Consider the following 16532-nt stretch of genomic DNA (forward strand, 5'->3'; position numbering starts at 1 on the left):
CACCGGCCGCGCTGACGGGTGAGGTGGAGGTCGTGGCAGACATCGGGCGGCTGCTCGAGGCCGACAACGCGATGTTCTACGTGGATGACGCCTTCGTCGCAATGACGAACGTCGCCCCGTTCCGGTTCAACCTCAACGCCGCGAATCTGGAACCCGGGGAGCACCGGATCAGGATCGTCGTCGCCAACGCCGCTGATCGCACCATCGGCACGGCGGAGGCGGCGGTGGTTGTGCCCAAGTAAGGCGGCCCCCCGAACGGCGTCCTACCCCCCGGCCCCCTCCGGAGACGCTGCGCGTCTCACAGGGAGGGGGAGTGAACGGCGTCCTACCCCCCGACCCCCTCCCTGAAGGGAGGGGGAGTGCATGGCGGCCTATCCCTCGGTTCCCTCCAGAATCGTCTCCACACAGGCCACTGCGTTCTCGGTCGGCACGTCGGGCAGGATGGGCTTCGTCGGGCTGATGATGAAGCCGCCGCCCTGGCCGATCTCCTGCTTCAGCCTCCTGATCTCGGTGCGGATGCCCTCCGGTGTCCCGCGCGGGAGCAGCCCCTGGGTGCCGATGCCCCCCTCGAAGGTGATGTGCTTCCCATACTCGCGCTTCATGGCATAGATGTCCTGCGCCTCCGGCTGGAACGGGTTGAAGATATCCACCCCGATCTCGATCAGGTCCTCGATGATCGGCGAGTTGTCCCCGCAGGAGTGGATGAACACGTACTTGCCCAGCTCGTGCGCCCGGCCGTACATGATCCTCAGGCGGGGCTTGAGGACCTCACGGAACCACCTGGTCCCCATGATGAGGCCGTGCTGGGCGCCGAAGTCGTCGCCGAAGTAGATGGCATCCACCTCGGGGATGGCCCCGAAAGCCTCGATCATCGGCAGGTGCCACTCCATCAGCCGGTCCATGAGCTCACCGACGAAGCGCGGCTCGGCGGCCAGGTCCATCAGGAAGCCCTCCATCCCGCGCAGCGCCCAGGCGCGCTCGAAGAAGGTCATGCCCGACCCGGCGCGGTAGAACCGCCGCTGGGGCGAGGCGGCGTTGGCCTGGGCGGACTCCCAGGCGGCCGCGACCACCTCATCGGTCAGTAGGTGCGGGATCTCGTAGCCGTCCAGCGTCGGCTCGGGCAGCGGGACCTGCGTCGTGTGGAAGATGTTCCTGGTGTGCCACACGCAGCCCCAGGCGTCGCGGTAACCGGTTCCGTCCTCCAGCGTCACGCGCCCGTCGGGCACGCCGTAGCCGGCGGTGTGGCCGACAATGCGCGCCCGCCAGTCCTGGTTGCCGTAGTGCTGGTCAAGACGCTCGGCCACCTCAGGGTCAATGGGGATCTCATAGGGCGTGAAGTCGGGCTGCTCGTGGCGCAGGGCCATCAGGACGCGATCGCGTGGGGTCATGGTGTCCTCCGTGGGGTGGGTGCGGAGTGCTTCGCCGCTGCGCGGTTCAGGCCCTGCCGCGCGGCGGGTCGCCCGGGCACTGCGGGGCACAGAGATCGCTCGCGATCTCAGGAGGCTTGTGCCCCCGCGCGCATGTCGCAGAGCGAACGGCTGGGGCGGGGTACAAGCCCCCGCCCTACAGTCGGCGCCTAGGCGTAAAGCTCCTCGGCCGCGTTCCAGAAGAAGTCCTCGATCTGCTGCTCGCTGGCGCCGATCTGGTTGCGCAGCAGGTCGAGGTCCTTGCGGATGTGTACCGGGGCGGAGCCGGCCAGGCTGGCCGGGTGGGTGTCCGTGCCGTACATGAGGCGGTTGCAGCCGGCGAAGATGACGGCCTTGCGCAGCGCCTCCTCGCGCCAGGCATCGGGCGTGCCCCGCGAGCAGTCAATCCACATGCCGCTGCCGTCCCGCCGATGGGCGGCCGCGGAGCGGAAGTGCCCGAACACGGCCAGGCATTCATCGGTCCAGGGCCAACTGATGTGGGCGAGCGCGAACTTGAGGCCGGGGTAGTTGATGAGGGCCTCGTACAGCACCGGTCGGCAGAAGCGCGAACTGTCACCGAACGCGTACAGGATGCCCGAGTGGAAGTGCAACGGCTTGCCCAGCTCGCGCATTCGCTCGTAGACGGGGGCCATGAAGTCGTCGCCGGCAGACCAGTGGTTCGGGATCATCTTGACCCCGTGCAGGCACTTGTCCACGAGGGCGTAGTCGAGTAGATCGAGGACGCCCTCGGTGCGCGGGTCGGCCCAGAACATGCCATAGATGCGGTCCGGGTCGGCGGCCTGCAGCCCGGCGACGTGGTCGATGGCCGCCCGGCAATCGGCCGCCGCGGGCAGCGGGCATAGCTCGCGGATCTGGCCCGGGTGCTGGCTGAACAGCGTGATGCGCGTGAGGCCCGCGGCGTCCATGGCCTGCAGGACGTCGTCGGGGCGCTCGCTCCCGCCGTACGAGTGGACATGGCAATCCCAGATCTTCATGGTGGCTCCTTGGCGTGCAGAGGCAGCGGGTAGTTGATAGTTGATAGTTGTCAGTCGGTAGTTGGTGGCGATGGGCGCCGGTTCATCCGTAGTGCGGGCTTCCAGCCCGCCATCCCACGTTCCCATGCCCTACGGCCAGAACGAATACGTAGTTGTCCCCGTGAACAAGCCGTAGAGTATCCAGAGCGAGCCGCTGACCACGTCGGCGAGGATGAGGCCGAAGGCGGCCGCGCGCAGGGCCCGCATCGCCTTCCCGCCGGCATAGCGTAGCGCTACCGTCTTGGCGATCCAGGCGATCATCATCGGGCACCACATGTGCGCCATGTACCAGGTGGTGGAGAGCGCAAAGCCCGCCGGGTGCAGCGGCCAGCCGATCCAGCGCGTGCGTAGGAGCATCAGCCCGAAGTACACCCCGAAGCCAATCAGACTGGCCCAGATGCGATTCAGGTGGAAGGGCTCGTTGCGGTTCAGCCAGCCGGTGAGCTGGTTCCACGACTCCTGGCACGATCCCGGCATCCACCGGGCCCAGTTCATCCCCAGGCCATGGTGGTAGCCCAGGGCCAGCGTCATGAAGAACGACAGCGCGACGGCCACGGGGATCATCGCGAGTGTGGCCAGCAGCAGACGGCGCTGGCTGCTGCCGGTGTGCTTGGCCAGGTAAAGCGCCTCGAACTGCAACGGGAAGGGGATGTTGCGCATTCCCCGCGTGAAGCCGAAGAAGAGGGAGAGCGAGGTGAGGTTCTGCACGCCCAGAAGGCGCGGGCCCAGGATGTTGCCCTGCATGACGGTGGGCCCCAGGCGCTCCAGTTCGTGCGTCGGGAGGCCCATCTCCGCCCGGATGCGGCCGATGATGGCCGTCATGATGTAGTACTGCACGAAGAAGGCGATGGCCACGGCCCAGGACATGCGGATGGACATGCCGATGGCAATGGCGGCGACCATCCCCGCCAGGAAGAGCAGGGCGGAGGCGCGATACGGCAGGGCCTCGCCGGAGTCGTCTTCGGCGTCCGCCGTTGCCGTTCCCCCTCCCCTCCGCGCTCGCAAGCGAGCGCAGGAGGGGGTAGGGGGTAGGCTGCCGTCCCCTGCTGGCTTGCCTGCAGACGAGTGTACGGCGTCCCCCCGCTGCCCCCCCCTGAAGGGGGGGGTAGAGGCGCGGCCCAGCAGTACCCTCCGCCACACCCCCGCCCACGTCCGCCGCCCGGCCCACAGCGAGAAGCCCAGGATCGCCAGGTAGCCCCCGAACGACTGCTCCTTCATGTACGGGAACTCGCGGATGTTCGTGAAGCCGAACGCAGTGGTCGCGACTGCCTCCACCTTCCAGAACAGGTAGAAGACCCACAGCGATAGGCTCAGCTCGCTGGGGAGGAGCAGACCCAGCCCGATCACCCACGGGTAGAAGCACATCCACCACCAGCCGACCGCACTCCAGGGGCGGCCGGGGAAGAACTTCTGCAGGTTGAACGTCTGGCTCTGGTTGATCTTGATGGCGGCTTGCGGCAGCGAGGGGTAGAACTCGTGCAGACCGTTGAGCAGGTTGATGGCGACGACGACCGAGGCGGCGATCCAGAAGGCCGGATGGCGGAAGCCGCTGAAGGTCGGCTGGGACATCTCCAGCGGGAGCTGGACGATGGGGAAGCTCATCCGCTCCTGCTCGACCCAGCGCTTGCGCAGGAGCACCGCCAGCCCTGCCGGCGCCGCCCACATGCACGTGTACAGCAGCCACCAGCGGAACACGGGCCCCAGCCAGGGCTGCCAGTTGCGTTGTTCCAGGATGGAGTGGCCGCCGTCCCACAGGCGGTTGAGGGCCGGCATGTCGTTGACGGTCATCGAGAGCGGCAACTCGCGGAAGAAGAGCTGCTCCCAGTGGTTGACTTCGGTCGCGAAGTACGCCGGGCCCTGCATGGTGGAGAAGGTCGTCTTCATCGTGTCCAGGCCACCGGCGGTGGTCGCTACGGACAGGAGGATGAAGAACGCGATCAGCTCAGCGGGGGAGAACGCCAGCTTCGGCGCCCACTTCAGCAGCGCCGCGTTGATGAGCCGGAAGACGAAGAGCAGGAAGACGACGTTCCAGAACAGCGCGACGACCGTCGGGTCCTCCACGCCGCGGGGGCCGAGCAGGTAGGCCATGAAGTAGGCGTTCAGCGGCGCCACCAGGAAAGCGATGATGATGACGCGCCAGGAGATGCCACGGGCGAGACTCGGGGCAGAGACATGCGCGGGACCGGCGGATGGCCGGCCCCCGGGGTGCTCCGTGTGTTGACCGAGCGGCGGCTGCAAAGACATACTCCCTTCCGTCTGGCAGGACCTCAGGTCAGGTGGTTGGTACTGACTCGCGGAAGCTCGCGTCCTAGTAGGCGGCGGGCCCCGCCGGCAGTCGTGGGGCCCGTCGCACACGTGATACCGCAGGCGGTCTCGGCGACACCCACAACCTGTCTGCGTCAGTGCGCGGCCTCATGCAGGTTCGTACCAGGCCAGAGCCTCACCCGCGCGTAGCCGATCGTGTTCCTGGTGCCGGCGCGCGTCCCCAGCATGTCCAGCACGGCCGACGGCGCCGCCCCGCCGCGTGGGGTAGCCGTGAAGAACCCCGTCAAGGGGTGCTGCAGGAACATCTTGACCGGCTCGCCCACCGACCCGTCGGCGCTGATCTCCCGGACCCAGTTCGTATAGACGCGCTCCGCGGCCGGCGGGTAGTCGAACGTGCAGTATACCACGAAGAGCCGACCACCGGGGGCGATGTGGAAACGCGGCTTGGCTTCCGGCACCAGCGGTCCCGAGCCCTCGCCGCCCTGCAGCAGCGGCGTCTTGAGCACCACGCGCCCGTCGCGCACCTGCGCGTACATGATCGAGTTGGGGCGGACTTTCATGTCGGGGAAGTGCTGGTTGCGCAGCCGTATGTCCACCGGCCCCTCGAACCATAGCACATGCGCCGTGCCCTTGTCATCCACCCACAGGTCGCCGGGGAAGAGCCAACCGCCGGTCGCCATCGTGTTGCTGATCTCGACCCACTCAGCGAACGGCTCAGAGGTGACATCCGGCGTCCAGGTGTAGAACAGCCGCCGCCAGCGGTTGCCCCACTGCCGCCCCATGAGGGCCTTATCGGCCACGGGGTCCTTGACGCGGTCCCAGTTGTCGAAGGCCGCCCCGCCGCACAGGTGGACGGCATTGTAGCGCAGGACGACATCGGGGTAGTTCACGCGGCAGCGCGTGGCGCCGTAAGGCTCCACGTCGCCCAGCCGCAGCGCGGGCCACTGGAGGAAACCGGACTTGATGGTACTCCCCGCCCGGTTCAGGAGCGCCCACTGCGAGCCCTCGTAGCCGACGTTCTGCAGCAGGATAGCCTGGCCCGTATCGCCGTCGGCGCTGAACGTGCGGTACGAGTGCTCGGTGAAGGCCGGCTGGCCCTCCCACGTGGGCAGGATCGTGCGCGGCGCCGCCTGCGGGTTGCGGGTCGAGAACTCCAGTATCTCCGGCCGCGCCGGGCCGCCGCCCTGGTGTTGCGGGTCAGCGACGAGGGTGGGGTTGGCGGACATCAGCAACCGCCCGTCGCGGAAGCCGGCGAGCGGGCACGGCTCGCGGGTGCGGTCCTGCGGGTCCGCCTGCAGCAGCTTCCAGCCGCCCGCCGCGTCACGCCGGAACAGCAGCCAGCGCACGTTGTTGAGCGGCTTGGCCTGGGGCAGCGTCTCCAGGCCGCTGGCGAAGAGGTCATCGCCGGCGCGGGCCAGGCACGTGCAGCCCCAGCACCACATCGGGTCCGCCCCGTTGTCAGCGGGAACGAAGGAGTAGACTTCCTCCTCGGCCTCGACCACAGGGGTGAGGGACTCCGCGGAGGCGACCGACAGACAGCAGCCCAGCAGCAGCAGGATGAGGCAGGGCATGGTCATGGAAACGCTCCGTCAGGAGATGAGATGAGCCTTGCGGGTGGTGCGGTAGACCTGCGCCCCCCAGTCCAGGTCCTCGGCGAAGAGCACGCTGCCCCCGCTGCGCGGGTGGCCGCCGGCCTTGACGAAGCTCACCAGCGCCCGCTGCAGCCCCGTCTGCGGCTCCGCTGTCTGCCACCTGGGCTGCCAGTCACCGAACAGGTCGAAGGTCCGCTGCCAGTGCTGACGGTCATCGGCGCCCTCGACCGGGTGCAGGTACCACTCGCGCAAGAAGGCGCAGATGTTGCCCGGGGTGGGGTCCAGTTGCTCGAACTGCGGGTCCAGCAGCCACGAATGGCAGGTGAACGCGCGGGTGACGATCTCGGGGAAATGGTCGCGATAGAGCGCCACCGCCTGCCGGAACGCCGCCCCGCACTCCTCGGGCCCCATCCGCCCCTTGGACGGGATATGGACCGTGATGACCGGGTCGCCCTGGCGCAGCACCTCGTACCACTCGTCTGTGTCCAGCGTCACCGTCTGGCCCAGGACATGCCCCCACGGCGACACGGGGTGGCCGGTCACGGCCTCCGGCGTCTCGACCAGTCGCGACTTCCACAGGCCCTCGCGCACCAGCCCTCCGTCAGCGCTGGCGAACTGGCCGTCCGGACGTAGCAGGAGGCCCTCCTCGGCGAGCGCAATGACCTGGCCGGCGCCAGCCTGCCGGAACCAGCGGAAGGGGTGGCCGTAGGAGCCAGGGAGGAACTCCAGCCGCGCCAGCTTGAACAGCCGCCCGCGCAGGTGATGCTGCAGCCAGCCGATCGTGTAGAGACCGTACGCGCCCTCCCACGTGTGGTAGTCCGTGGCCCACGTCTCCAGGTCCGACAGCGTCTCGATGGTGTCCTCGACGGCCACACCGCGCGCCCCGTTGATCTGCAGCAGGTGCGGGACGCCCCCGAGGACGACGAGGCCGTAGAGCAGTGCGTTGGCAGGATGGGCGTCCAGCGGTGGGGCAGGCCACTTGCCGGCCTGCACGTCCAGCCCCGATAGCGACAGGAGCCAGTGCAGATGCCACGCCAGGCGCTGCAGAGCCACATCCTGCGCCACCACCGCGGCGCACTCGCCGAGGGCGACGGTCAGCTCAGGAGCGATGCGCAGCGTCGCGCACATCTCCGCGACGTAGCCGGGCTGCAGGAAGAAGACGTTGCCCGGCTCGAAGGAGCGGGCCGACTGGGGCCAGGAGTTGCGCCAGACGTCAGGGGCTTCGAGGCCCGCGACGGCGCAGACGGCGGTGGGGTTGCGGAGGTCAAGAGACATGACTGGTGTCCTGTGTCCAGTGGTTAGGTACCGTATTGGGCGGCATGGCAGCGGGTGGATGGAGGGGCCGGCTATCAGCCGGCCCGCCGTGCGCCGCTCCCGTTGGTGTGTAGCATCCGCCTCGAACGACGGGCCGGCTAGTAGCCGGCCCCTCCGACGGCAACGGCATGCCGGCTGGAAGCCGGCGCTCCTACGGCTCAGATGTGCAGCCCGCCCCACAGCCGCGGCAGGCGCTGCTCGACGCGGAGCAGCCCTGAGCGGCGCGAACGGCTATCGCCACGCCACTACCTTCGCCACGAGGTCGCTCACGGGGACGCAGGGCGGCGACCATAGGTGGGAGTCGTTTGAGTCGTTGCGGTTGTCTCCGAGCGCTGCCACCGTGCCAGGCGGAACCGTGACCTCACCGCTGGCGGGCCAGGTGTAGGCCATGGGTTCCTTGATGTAGGGCTCGTCCACGGCCTGGCCGCTGCGCCACAGCCTGCCGCCACTCACCTTCAAGCGGTCACCGGGGACGCCGACGATGCGCTTGAGGAAGGGGCGAGGCGACTCGTCCGCTTTCCGCACGATGACAACATCGCCAAACTGCGGCGGATGGACCACGTAGTAGCCGCGCACGGTGATTACAGTCTGCCCTGCCCTGTACGTCGGCTCCATCGTCGCCGAGCTGACCCGGTATGAGGCCAAGCACGGCAGCGCGAACGCCGGGCGCCGCGAGACCAGAGCGGCCCCGCCGACCAGGCACGCGACGATGAACAGGCACACCACGACGGCCAGAAGGGCGTACCTGTCGCGTGGTCGGCGCGCCCGCCGCACATTCGCAGGCCCCGAACCGCCCGCGCTTCCCGCCATCTCCTCGTCCCCCGGTTCCCGAATTCCGACTCACGACTCCGGCCGTTCAGATATGCAGCCCGCCCCACAGCCGCGGCAGACGCTGGTCCACCGGGAGTAGCTCCACGCAGTGCCAGTGGGGTTCGGTCTGGTACCAGTACGCGGTGCTGCTGTAGTCGTGGGCCATGTTGTTCGCGTGGCCGTGCTCGATGTTGAACAGCAAGCTCTCCCGGAACGGGATCGGGTCCTGGATGTGGTAGCGGTACTGGCTGTGCTTGCCCGTGTAGTCGGCGTTGGTCTTGAAGTGGTAGCCGTAGTACGGGGTGCAGAAGACTTCCTTGAGGCGGTTGTAGTTCCACGCGCCGCAGAAGTAGTCCTCGGTGCCTGTGCCGTGCAGCGACGGCGGCCACTGCTCGCCGTCAATGAAGAACATGTCGTCGCCCTCGCCCCACCAGCCGGGCGTCTGGGCGTCAATGTCCAGGTGGCAGCCGACGTAGTGGCCCCGGCCCTTCGCCTCCAGGATCACGTAGTTGGTCTCGCCACCGATGTTCTGCCCCTCGGGCAGTTCCTCGGCCACACACTGCTCCCGTCGCCACTGGGCGTGGAAGCGGCCCATGTCCTCGGGCGCGCTGTCGTAGCTCTCGTAGTCCACGTAGAAGTAGTACACCGTGTCCTTCGTCTCGCACTCACTTGTGACCTCGATGCGCGCCCCGCTGGCGAAGGGCATGGGGAAGAAGCAGTTGAACGCGCGGTCCATCATCGAGAGCGCGGCGGACGAGAAGTACGTGGTGGCGGCGTGGCCGAGGCCGAAGAAGTCGCCGACGGGGCACTCGACCGACGGCCGGTCCTCGCCATCCCAGTACATGCGCAGAACGAGCTTGCGCAGATAGTCGCGCTCGCCGCAGGAGATCGTGGTCCACAGGTGGGTGAGGCAGCCGGGGCCGGCGATGTCCGCCAGCACGCGGGTCTGCCCGGGCTCGATGGTCCAGTAGTCCTTGTTGCCGCCGGTCTGGTCCCACGAGGAGGACCGCAGGGCCTTGTAGTCGCGCAGACGCGCGAGATCGCGGAGTGAGCTGCCAATCATGTGGGGCCTCCAGTGGTCATGGCGGGCTGTGGGAGCGGTCACCGACCGCGACCGCGGACGCGTCGGTCGCGGTCGGTGACCGCTCCCACATGGACTCGCGACCCACTACAACTCCAGGCAATACGGCTCGTGTGCTTCACTCATCGCCAGCAGTTCCAGGCAGCGGGTCGTGAACTTGATGATCCCCATGTTCGGGTCGTCCACGCCGCTGTAGTACTGCTGCATGGCCGGGACGTTGTCCCACAGGAGCTGGCGGCAGTGCGCGCAGTCCACCGCCTCCGCCGTGCCCGAGAGGGTCGCCACCTGCCAGTCGTCCTCCTTGGAGAAGAGCAACTGGGCGTGGGGGTTCTGGGCGATCTGCGCCATCTTGCGCGAGCTCTTGCCGCACGCCAGGTAGAACGTCCAGGGCGCGTCCGGGTCTTCGACGACGGCGCCCATCCAGCGCATCTGTGGCTTGCCCTCGGCGTCCACGGTGGCGAGCACATGTACATTGTGCACCGCCGCCATGACCTGCCGTACGCGATCGGGTATGTCAGACATCGTGTCCACCTCGTTTCATGTTGTGGGTCGGCATTTCGCCGGGTGCCACGGCCAGCCCTGCTGGCCATGTTCCCAGTGCTTGCACGGCGATCGGGCCTCGCCGTGGCACCCGCCGCCTCCGTCCGCTTCCACCTGCGCACTGATGTGGTCGGCAGCAGGTAGCGTCCGGACCTCGGCCTCACTTCACCCGCGGGATCTCGATGCTGTCTCCAAGGCCGTACTGCCAGAGCCGCACCGTCTTGCCCCCGTACAGCTTCTCGAGGTCGGCCTTGCTGAGGCTGTCCTGCAGCAGAATCTGACTCTTTGTGTCGCGCACGGCGCCCCTGACCTGCCGCGCGTCCTTGCCCTCCCCGAGCCAACTCCCGGCATAGAAGTCGTTCGTGACCAGGCACTTGCCCTGCGCGTCATAGCGCCCATTGGCGAAGTTCAGGAACGAGCCGATCCAGAGCATTCCCTCGGCGGCGCTGACGACGGGGCCCTCGCCCAGGTGGGCGGTCTGGTCGAGCTTCAGGCGCAGCAGCTTGCCCTCCGGCTTCGCCTCAACGAGGCGGAACATGCCGCTGCGGCGGTCATTGAAGACGCGCGCATAGCGGCCCACCACGAAGTCGGCCTGCTGCGCCGCCGGGGCCTCGACAGTGATCTCGTTCGTCTCGTAGTCAGTCGCCACAATCTTGCCAGTCGCGTAGCCCGGGCCCTCGCCCGCCGCCGTCTCCCCGATCCGCACCTGCTTGACGGTCTTGCCGCCGGCCACGGTCGTGAAGCTCACGCCGAGGGGGCGGTGGGCGCTGGTGCGCGTCGTCGTGTCGGGCGTGGCGACGACGAGGGTGTCCACGGCGCCGTCGCGGGTCACCTCCAGTGTCAGCGGCTGCTGCGACACGAGCCGCACGGCCTGTACGACCGGCGTCTTCTGGTAGGCGTCGAGTACGCTCAGGAAGTGATCGGGCTTCGCCCCGAGGGACTGGCGGCGCACCAGCAGGTAGTCCAGCCCCCAGTCCGCCGGACGGGCCGGCGAGCGGCCGCTGCCCATGATGACCTCGGCCGGGCCGCCGACCGGGACGACACGCAGGCTGAACTGGTCGCCCTCGGGCAGGCCGTAGTCCCAGTGCCAGGTCTGCGGCTCGGCGAGTGGCGCGCGGCGGACCTTCGTCAGGTAGCACGGGAAGTTGCGCGTCTTCTCGCGGCCCCAGCGGTCGGTGTAGGTCGCGGCATGGGCCACGTCGGGGCCGGCCAGCGTGCCCCGCTCCTGGGCCTGCCAGTTCAGCGGCGGGGCCTGCAGGGGCGTCAGCGGCCCGTGCCAGCTCTGGTCGTGCTGCGAGCCGCCGTTGACGGCGAACAGGTCCACGACGTAGAAGCGCTCGGGGTCGAGTTCCACGAGCACACAGGTGCGCTCGTAGAGGTTGACGTCCCTGGCGGGCTGCGCCTTGCTCCCCTCTCCCGCTGGGAGAGGGGTAGGGGGTGAGGGGAACACATGCGGCGGGTACGGATCGTGCCGTGCCGTGACGACGTGGATGCCATCCTGCTCAGCGAAGAGGTTGCACTGCCCGCCGATGTCCGTGGGGGGCTGGGTCTCATCCACGCTCACGGTGTTGTGGGACATGATGCCGCTGTCCCAGTCGCGGTAGTCCCAGGTGTACGGGTAGCCCAGATCGGGCAGCAGGGTGACGCCCCGCGCGAACAGCTCGAGGTTCAGGTTGTCGAACTGGCGATGGCCGGGGATGCCGCTGTAGTTCAGCGACAGCGCCCGCTCCTGCCCCGGCGTCTGGCCGGTCTCGACCAGCGCCCAGCCGTAGGCGTCAAGGAGGCGGTCGCGGAGCGGAATCTGCGACTCCGGTGTGGCCAGCGCGGCCTTCAGCTCGTCTTCGGGATAGGGCTCGAACAGCTCGCCGCTGTGGAAGCGCCCGTCGGGGGCGGTGCAGGCTCGGGCGATGCGCGGGTCGTGGAAGCGCTCGAAGCCATACAGGTTCGGCGTGGTGACATACGAGTTGTACGCTGGCTTGCGGCGCTCGGTGGGCTGGATGTTGCCGCAGTCGCCGATGGAGGGCAAGAACGTGTGGAATATCTCCAGGTCAATGTAGTAGTCGAACAGGGCCTTGCCCTTCGGGTTGCCGAACAAGTCGGGATACTTCTCCTGCGGGAAGCGGTCGGGGTGACGGCGGCGGATCTCCTCCATCAGCCGGTTGACGCGGATGAAGTCGAACTTGATGCTGCTGTAGTTAGGGCTCTCGAAGCTGCCGCCGTCGCGCAGCAGGCCGTTGAGGATCACGTACGCCGCCCGGCCGTCGCCGTGGAAGGCGTAGTCCACCATGTCCTGGGAGTTGGGGTGTGTGTCGCTGTAGTCGTCCATGACGAGCGCGCAGGCCATCGCCGCGGCCTGGTGGAAGCCCTCATTGCCGTGGATGAAGCCATTGAGGATGCCCTGCATGCCGACTCGCAGCAGGTTCTCCTCGATGTAGCGCCTCAGGTCCTGGCCGCTCTCGACCGGCATGCCCTTGGTCTTGAGGAAGGCGATCATCTCTGGGTCCTGGTCCATGTAGTTCCACAGCCCGTCGTAGGCGTAGGCGGTGGCTTCCAGGCAGAAGGTCTCCCAGATCAGGTCGGTGATCATCCCCCCCGTCTTCCAGGTGTAGTGCGGGTCGCGACCGCCGTACGGGCCGAAGTAGAGCCGGTCCTTGCGATCGGTGAAGTTGGGGTACTCGCTGGCCAGCCGCGCCAGCAGAATGCAGCCCTTGCGCGCGTAGCGCTTGTCGCCCGTGAGCACCCACGCCTGTGACAGTGACCGCAGGCAGGGGATCGTGTTGTTCCCGTACGCCATGTGGGCGTACTCGATCAGGAACTGGAAGGTCTTGTCGCCGACCTTGCAGCCGCTCCCGTCGTCGGGGAAGTCACCCGAGGTCATGTCCCCGTTCATGTAGTCGTTGGAGGGATACCACTCGCCGCCGGCCCGGCAGCGGACCTTGTACGGGTGGTGGATGGGGTCCGTGGTCCAGGCAGTCCAGGCGCTGTACTTGCGCACCTCCGTGCCGTGCACCGGGCACATGGCGCGCGTGTTGTGGTTGGGGAGCACGCGCGGGATCTTCGTGGTCGGCTGCATCAGCCAGATGAAGTCATCGGTCTGGGCGACGCAGTCGGCCGCCGAGCCGTAGTCCCGGCCGATGTAGTAGTCATTCCGGTCGCCCTTCTGCATCCGCTCCAGCAGCTTGCTCCCCCAGTCCCGCGTGGCGTTCTGCTGGCCCACGGCGAGGCGCTGGGGCGTGTAGTATGTCGGGCCATCCTTGGCGCTGACGAGTGACATCGCGACCAGACCTCCGAGCACGGCAGCAAGTGCGCGCATGGCGGACCTCCTGGAACATCGCCACAGTGTTCCCCGCCGTGGGGACGCCCTCCTGTTTGGGGCGAGGCAGGTAGAGAGACACTGGCGGCGGAACCCCACGGGGAGGAGCGTGAGACCGATGCGACGATGGCTGCTGCCGACGGCTGTGGTTGCCTCCGTGTTCAGTGGTCTGTCGTGCAAGCCGGCGGCCCAGCCGACCGGCGCCGACGACAACCGCATTCTGGCCTTGGCGCTGACCCACAAGTACGAGGATGGCGGCTACACCGTCGTCAACGGGGAGACGGGGACCGGCGTCACAGCGACAAACGACCCGAAGGAACTCGAGCAGACGAAGCAGTACGTCATCAAGCAGCTGAGGCTTCCTGGCGTGGACGTCGGGAAGCTGATGGACGCCTTTGCCGCCAAGAACCGGCGGGCAGTGAAGCTGACGTTGCCCTCGGCGCCCGAGCAGGGCTACCTCATAGACACCGAAGGCGAATACGGCAAGTACTTCCAGCAGGACGGCGGCGGCTGGGAGCGCTGGTACAAGGAGCACCCGAAGGCGCACGGCAGCACGACGGTATCGCTCCCTGTGTGGGACAAGGAGAGCGGGACCGTTCTGCTCTACATGGGGACGCAGTCACATTGGCTGGCCGGGGCAGGGCACCTGATCGCGTACAAGTACGACGGCACGACGCTGCAGGAGATCGCGCGCGTCATGCTGTGGATCTCATAGGGAGCCGCCTGCCGGGTGGACACACTGCTCGCCCTTGATCTGGGTACTTCGGGCTGTCGGGCCGCGCTCTTCGGCCTCGACGGGCGCTGCCTGGCGCGGCGTCACGCCGAGTACGGCCTGCTGTCGCCTGAGCCCGGGGCGGCCGAGCAGGACCCGGAGGTCTGGTGGCAATCACTGGTCTCATGCGTCCGGGGGGCCCAGCAGGAGGCGCCTGAGGCGTACGTCCTGGCCCTGGGGGTCAGCGCCCAGGGGCACTCGTGGGCGCCCGTAGACGCACGCCTGCGGCCCCTGCGGCGGGCCCTGACATGGCTCGACGCCCGGGCCGGGGAGCAGGCGCGGGGGCTACTGGAGCGACATGGCGCCGACTTCTGGGGGCGGCTGGCCGGGAAGCTGCCCGGCCAGTGGCACATGCTGCCCCAGTTGCTGTGGCTGCGCGAGCGCGATCCGGACAGCCTCGCCGGGGCGTGGCGCTTGCTGTGCGCCCATGACTTCCTGATGGCCCGCCTGACCGGCGAGGTCGTCACTGACTACACCAATGCCGCAACGACGCTGCTCTTTGACATCGCAGGCGGGACGTGGGCCGAGGCGTTGCTCGGCGAGTACGCCGTGGACGCCGGGCTGTTGCCGGAAGTGCGACCGGCGGGGAGCCTCGCCGGGGGCCTGACAGAAGCGGCTGCGGCGGAACTGGGCTTGCCCGCAGGGACGCCTGTGGCTGTCGGCGCGCAGGACCAGAAGTGCGCCGCCCTGGCGGCTGGCCTGGCGCCGGGGACGGCGACGGCGTCGCTGGGCACCGCCACGGCGATCATCGCTCGGGCCGAGGCCCCGCGCTTCTCGCCCGAGCATGGCGGCATACCGTGCTTCCCCTATCTGGCGCGGGGGCAGTGGGTGCTGGAGGCGCCGCTGGCGACGACCGGAGGGGCGCTGCGGTGGTTGCGCGACACACTGCAGTCGCCTGTGGGAGGGGTCACCGACCCCGACCGGTCGGGGTCGGTGACCCCTCCCACAAGCGACTCAGAGGTCCTGGGTGGCTATGGACAGATGATCGCTGCCGCGGAGGCCGTGCCGCCCGGCGCTGAGGGTGTGCTCTTCTTCCCGTATCTCGCCGGCGCGGGAGCGCCGTTCTGGCGCGGCGACAGCCGTGGGGCCTTCTGCGGCCTGACGCTCGGGAGCGGCCCCGGCCACATGACCCGGGCGGTGCTGGAGGCCGCGGCCTACGATATCGCGGCGAACCTGGAGCACATCCGGGCGTTGGGGTGCGCAGTCGAGCGCCTGGTGCTGTTCGGGGGCGGGGCGCGCAGCGCGCTGTGGCCGGAGATCATCGCCGCGGTCTGCGATGTCCCCGTGCTCGCCGGGGCGGACAGCGAGGCCGCTAGCCGCGGGGCGGCGATGCTCGCCGGAATGGCCCTCGGCGTGGACACGGCTTCGCTGAGGCTGGCCGTGGCGCCGGTGCAGACGCGCGAGGACTGGCGTGCGACATACCGACCGCTGCGGTCGGCCTTCGATCAGGCCCGCGAGGCGTACTTCGCCTTCGACGGGCGTCTGCGGGGCGTGACATGAAGATCCTGGCCATCTCTGACGTCCACCTCGACCCCGATAAGCCCGCGCCATGTCAGGACTTCATCGCCCGGGTGCAGGATGAGGAGCCGGACGTGCTGGTGGTCGCGGGGGACCTGGCGGTCGGGAAGTCCGCTGTCTATGAGACGCTCCTGGCCAGTTGCGACTTCTTCACCGGCCCGAAGCTGTTCGTGCCCGGCAACCATGACCTGTGGCAGCTCCACAGCAAGCGCGCCACGTGGCGACGATACGAGGAGGAGTTGCCGGACGCCGTCGCGACCGTGGGATGGCAGTGCCTCGACATGGGCCCGGTGCTGCTCGACGATGTCGCCTTCGTGGGGTGCATGGGCTGGTACGACTACTCGCTGCGGCAGACGACCAGCCCGTCGGCGGAGTTGCGCGTGGCGCCCGCGCAGGTGACCGCGCCGGGGCGCAGCATGAAGACCAGCAACGCTCGCGCGAACCTGCGCTGGGAGGAATTGACGCCCGATGACTACGCCTCCAAGGCCCTGCAGGTCGGCGAGGACAACGTCATGGAGGCGGTGGTGTGGAACGACGCGTTCTACACCGACTGGGGGCGCAGCGACGGGGAGATGACCGACTACTTCTGCGACAAGCTGCGGACGCAGGCGCGGCAGGTCGCGCGCCGCGCCAGGAAGCTCGTTGTCGTCACTCACTTTGTGCCCTTCGCCGAGACGCTGCAGGACTACAGCGAGGTGGCGCCGGCATACGCCCGGGCCTTCGCAGGCAGCGTGAAGCTCGGTCAGACGATCCAGAAGCTGCCAAACGTCGTCGCCGCCGTCTTCGGCCATTGGCACCGCGGCGGTCAGTGGCGCCTGGGGAACCTCCGGGCCTACAACGTGTCCGCCAAGAACGGTGCGGGCGACGGGACACTCGTACAGATCTAG

12 protein-coding genes are annotated in these 16532 nt (G+C 68.3%); 3 read left to right on the plus strand and 9 right to left on the minus strand.

The genetic code is table 11. The annotated features are described in order from the left end of the window. Positions 1-371: 371 nt before the first annotated feature. The 9 genes from LLH23_13295 to LLH23_13335 form a co-directional block, all read right to left on the minus strand. Positions 372-1388: a hypothetical protein gene (locus LLH23_13295; GenBank protein ID MCE5239445.1), complete on the minus strand. Its 1017-nt coding sequence runs from the start codon at positions 1386-1388 to the stop codon at positions 372-374. A gap of 188 nt (positions 1389-1576) precedes the next feature. Further along, positions 1577-2401, minus strand: a complete 825-nt coding sequence (locus LLH23_13300) for an amidohydrolase (protein ID MCE5239446.1) — start codon at positions 2399-2401, stop codon at positions 1577-1579. 129 nt (positions 2402-2530) lie between these two features. Further along, positions 2531-4684: a hypothetical protein gene (locus tag LLH23_13305; GenBank protein ID MCE5239447.1), complete on the minus strand. Its 2154-nt coding sequence runs from the start codon at positions 4682-4684 to the stop codon at positions 2531-2533. A gap of 155 nt (positions 4685-4839) precedes the next feature. Then, positions 4840-6282: a hypothetical protein gene (locus tag LLH23_13310; GenBank protein ID MCE5239448.1), complete on the minus strand. Its 1443-nt coding sequence runs from the start codon at positions 6280-6282 to the stop codon at positions 4840-4842. 12 nt (positions 6283-6294) lie between these two features. Continuing rightward, on the minus strand, positions 6295-7572 hold the full coding sequence (locus LLH23_13315) for an acyltransferase domain-containing protein (GenBank protein ID MCE5239449.1): 1278 nt from the start codon (positions 7570-7572) through the stop codon (positions 6295-6297). A gap of 270 nt (positions 7573-7842) precedes the next feature. After that, positions 7843-8421 (minus strand): signal peptidase I, encoded by a 579-nt coding sequence (gene lepB, locus LLH23_13320; GenBank protein MCE5239450.1) that lies wholly within the window; start codon positions 8419-8421, stop codon positions 7843-7845. Between the two features lie 46 nt (positions 8422-8467). Beyond that, a complete protein-coding gene (locus LLH23_13325) occupies positions 8468-9484 on the minus strand; it encodes a DUF2961 domain-containing protein (protein MCE5239451.1) in 1017 nt (338 codons plus the stop codon). Positions 9485-9589: 105 nt separating this feature from the next. Further along, a complete protein-coding gene (locus LLH23_13330; GenBank protein MCE5239452.1) occupies positions 9590-10024 on the minus strand; it encodes a pyridoxamine 5'-phosphate oxidase family protein in 435 nt (144 codons plus the stop codon). Between the two features lie 178 nt (positions 10025-10202). Beyond that, a complete protein-coding gene (locus LLH23_13335; protein MCE5239453.1) occupies positions 10203-13355 on the minus strand; it encodes a heparinase II/III-family protein in 3153 nt (1050 codons plus the stop codon). A 118-nt stretch (positions 13356-13473) separates the two neighbouring features. Between LLH23_13335 and LLH23_13340 the strand changes: the two genes are divergently transcribed. From LLH23_13340 to LLH23_13350, 3 genes are read left to right on the plus strand one after another with little or no spacing between them, the layout of a single operon-like run. Next, positions 13474-14070 (plus strand): hypothetical protein, encoded by a 597-nt coding sequence (locus LLH23_13340; protein ID MCE5239454.1) that lies wholly within the window; start codon positions 13474-13476, stop codon positions 14068-14070. A 15-nt stretch (positions 14071-14085) separates the two neighbouring features. After that, positions 14086-15627: a hypothetical protein gene (locus LLH23_13345; GenBank protein MCE5239455.1), complete on the plus strand. Its 1542-nt coding sequence runs from the start codon at positions 14086-14088 to the stop codon at positions 15625-15627. Then, positions 15624-16532, plus strand: a complete 909-nt coding sequence (locus LLH23_13350; protein MCE5239456.1) for a metallophosphoesterase — start codon at positions 15624-15626, stop codon at positions 16530-16532. Before LLH23_13345 ends, LLH23_13350 begins: the two co-directional genes overlap by 4 nt.

Source organism: bacterium, from assembly GCA_021372615.1.
In the GTDB taxonomy this organism is placed as follows: Bacteria; Armatimonadota; Zipacnadia; order Zipacnadales; family UBA11051; genus JAJFUB01.

Excerpts from the sequence above, each read along its gene's own strand:
- LLH23_13350 (MCE5239456.1), top strand. The coding sequence starts at position 15,624 with ATGAAGATCCTGGCCATCTCTGACGTCCACCTCGACCCCGATAAGCCC.
- LLH23_13295 (MCE5239445.1), bottom strand. The coding sequence starts at position 1,388 with ATGACCCCACGCGATCGCGTCCTGATGGCCCTGCGCCACGAGCAGCCC.
- LLH23_13335 (MCE5239453.1), bottom strand. The coding sequence starts at position 13,355 with ATGCGCGCACTTGCTGCCGTGCTCGGAGGTCTGGTCGCGATGTCACTC.
- LLH23_13305 (MCE5239447.1), bottom strand. The coding sequence starts at position 4,684 with ATGTCTTTGCAGCCGCCGCTCGGTCAACACACGGAGCACCCCGGGGGC.
- LLH23_13330 (MCE5239452.1), bottom strand. The coding sequence starts at position 10,024 with ATGTCTGACATACCCGATCGCGTACGGCAGGTCATGGCGGCGGTGCAC.
- LLH23_13340 (MCE5239454.1), top strand. The coding sequence starts at position 13,474 with ATGCGACGATGGCTGCTGCCGACGGCTGTGGTTGCCTCCGTGTTCAGT.
- LLH23_13325 (MCE5239451.1), bottom strand. The coding sequence starts at position 9,484 with ATGATTGGCAGCTCACTCCGCGATCTCGCGCGTCTGCGCGACTACAAG.
- LLH23_13315 (MCE5239449.1), bottom strand. The coding sequence starts at position 7,572 with ATGTCTCTTGACCTCCGCAACCCCACCGCCGTCTGCGCCGTCGCGGGC.
- LLH23_13310 (MCE5239448.1), bottom strand. The coding sequence starts at position 6,282 with ATGACCATGCCCTGCCTCATCCTGCTGCTGCTGGGCTGCTGTCTGTCG.
- LLH23_13300 (MCE5239446.1), bottom strand. The coding sequence starts at position 2,401 with ATGAAGATCTGGGATTGCCATGTCCACTCGTACGGCGGGAGCGAGCGC.
- lepB (MCE5239450.1), bottom strand. The coding sequence starts at position 8,421 with ATGGCGGGAAGCGCGGGCGGTTCGGGGCCTGCGAATGTGCGGCGGGCG.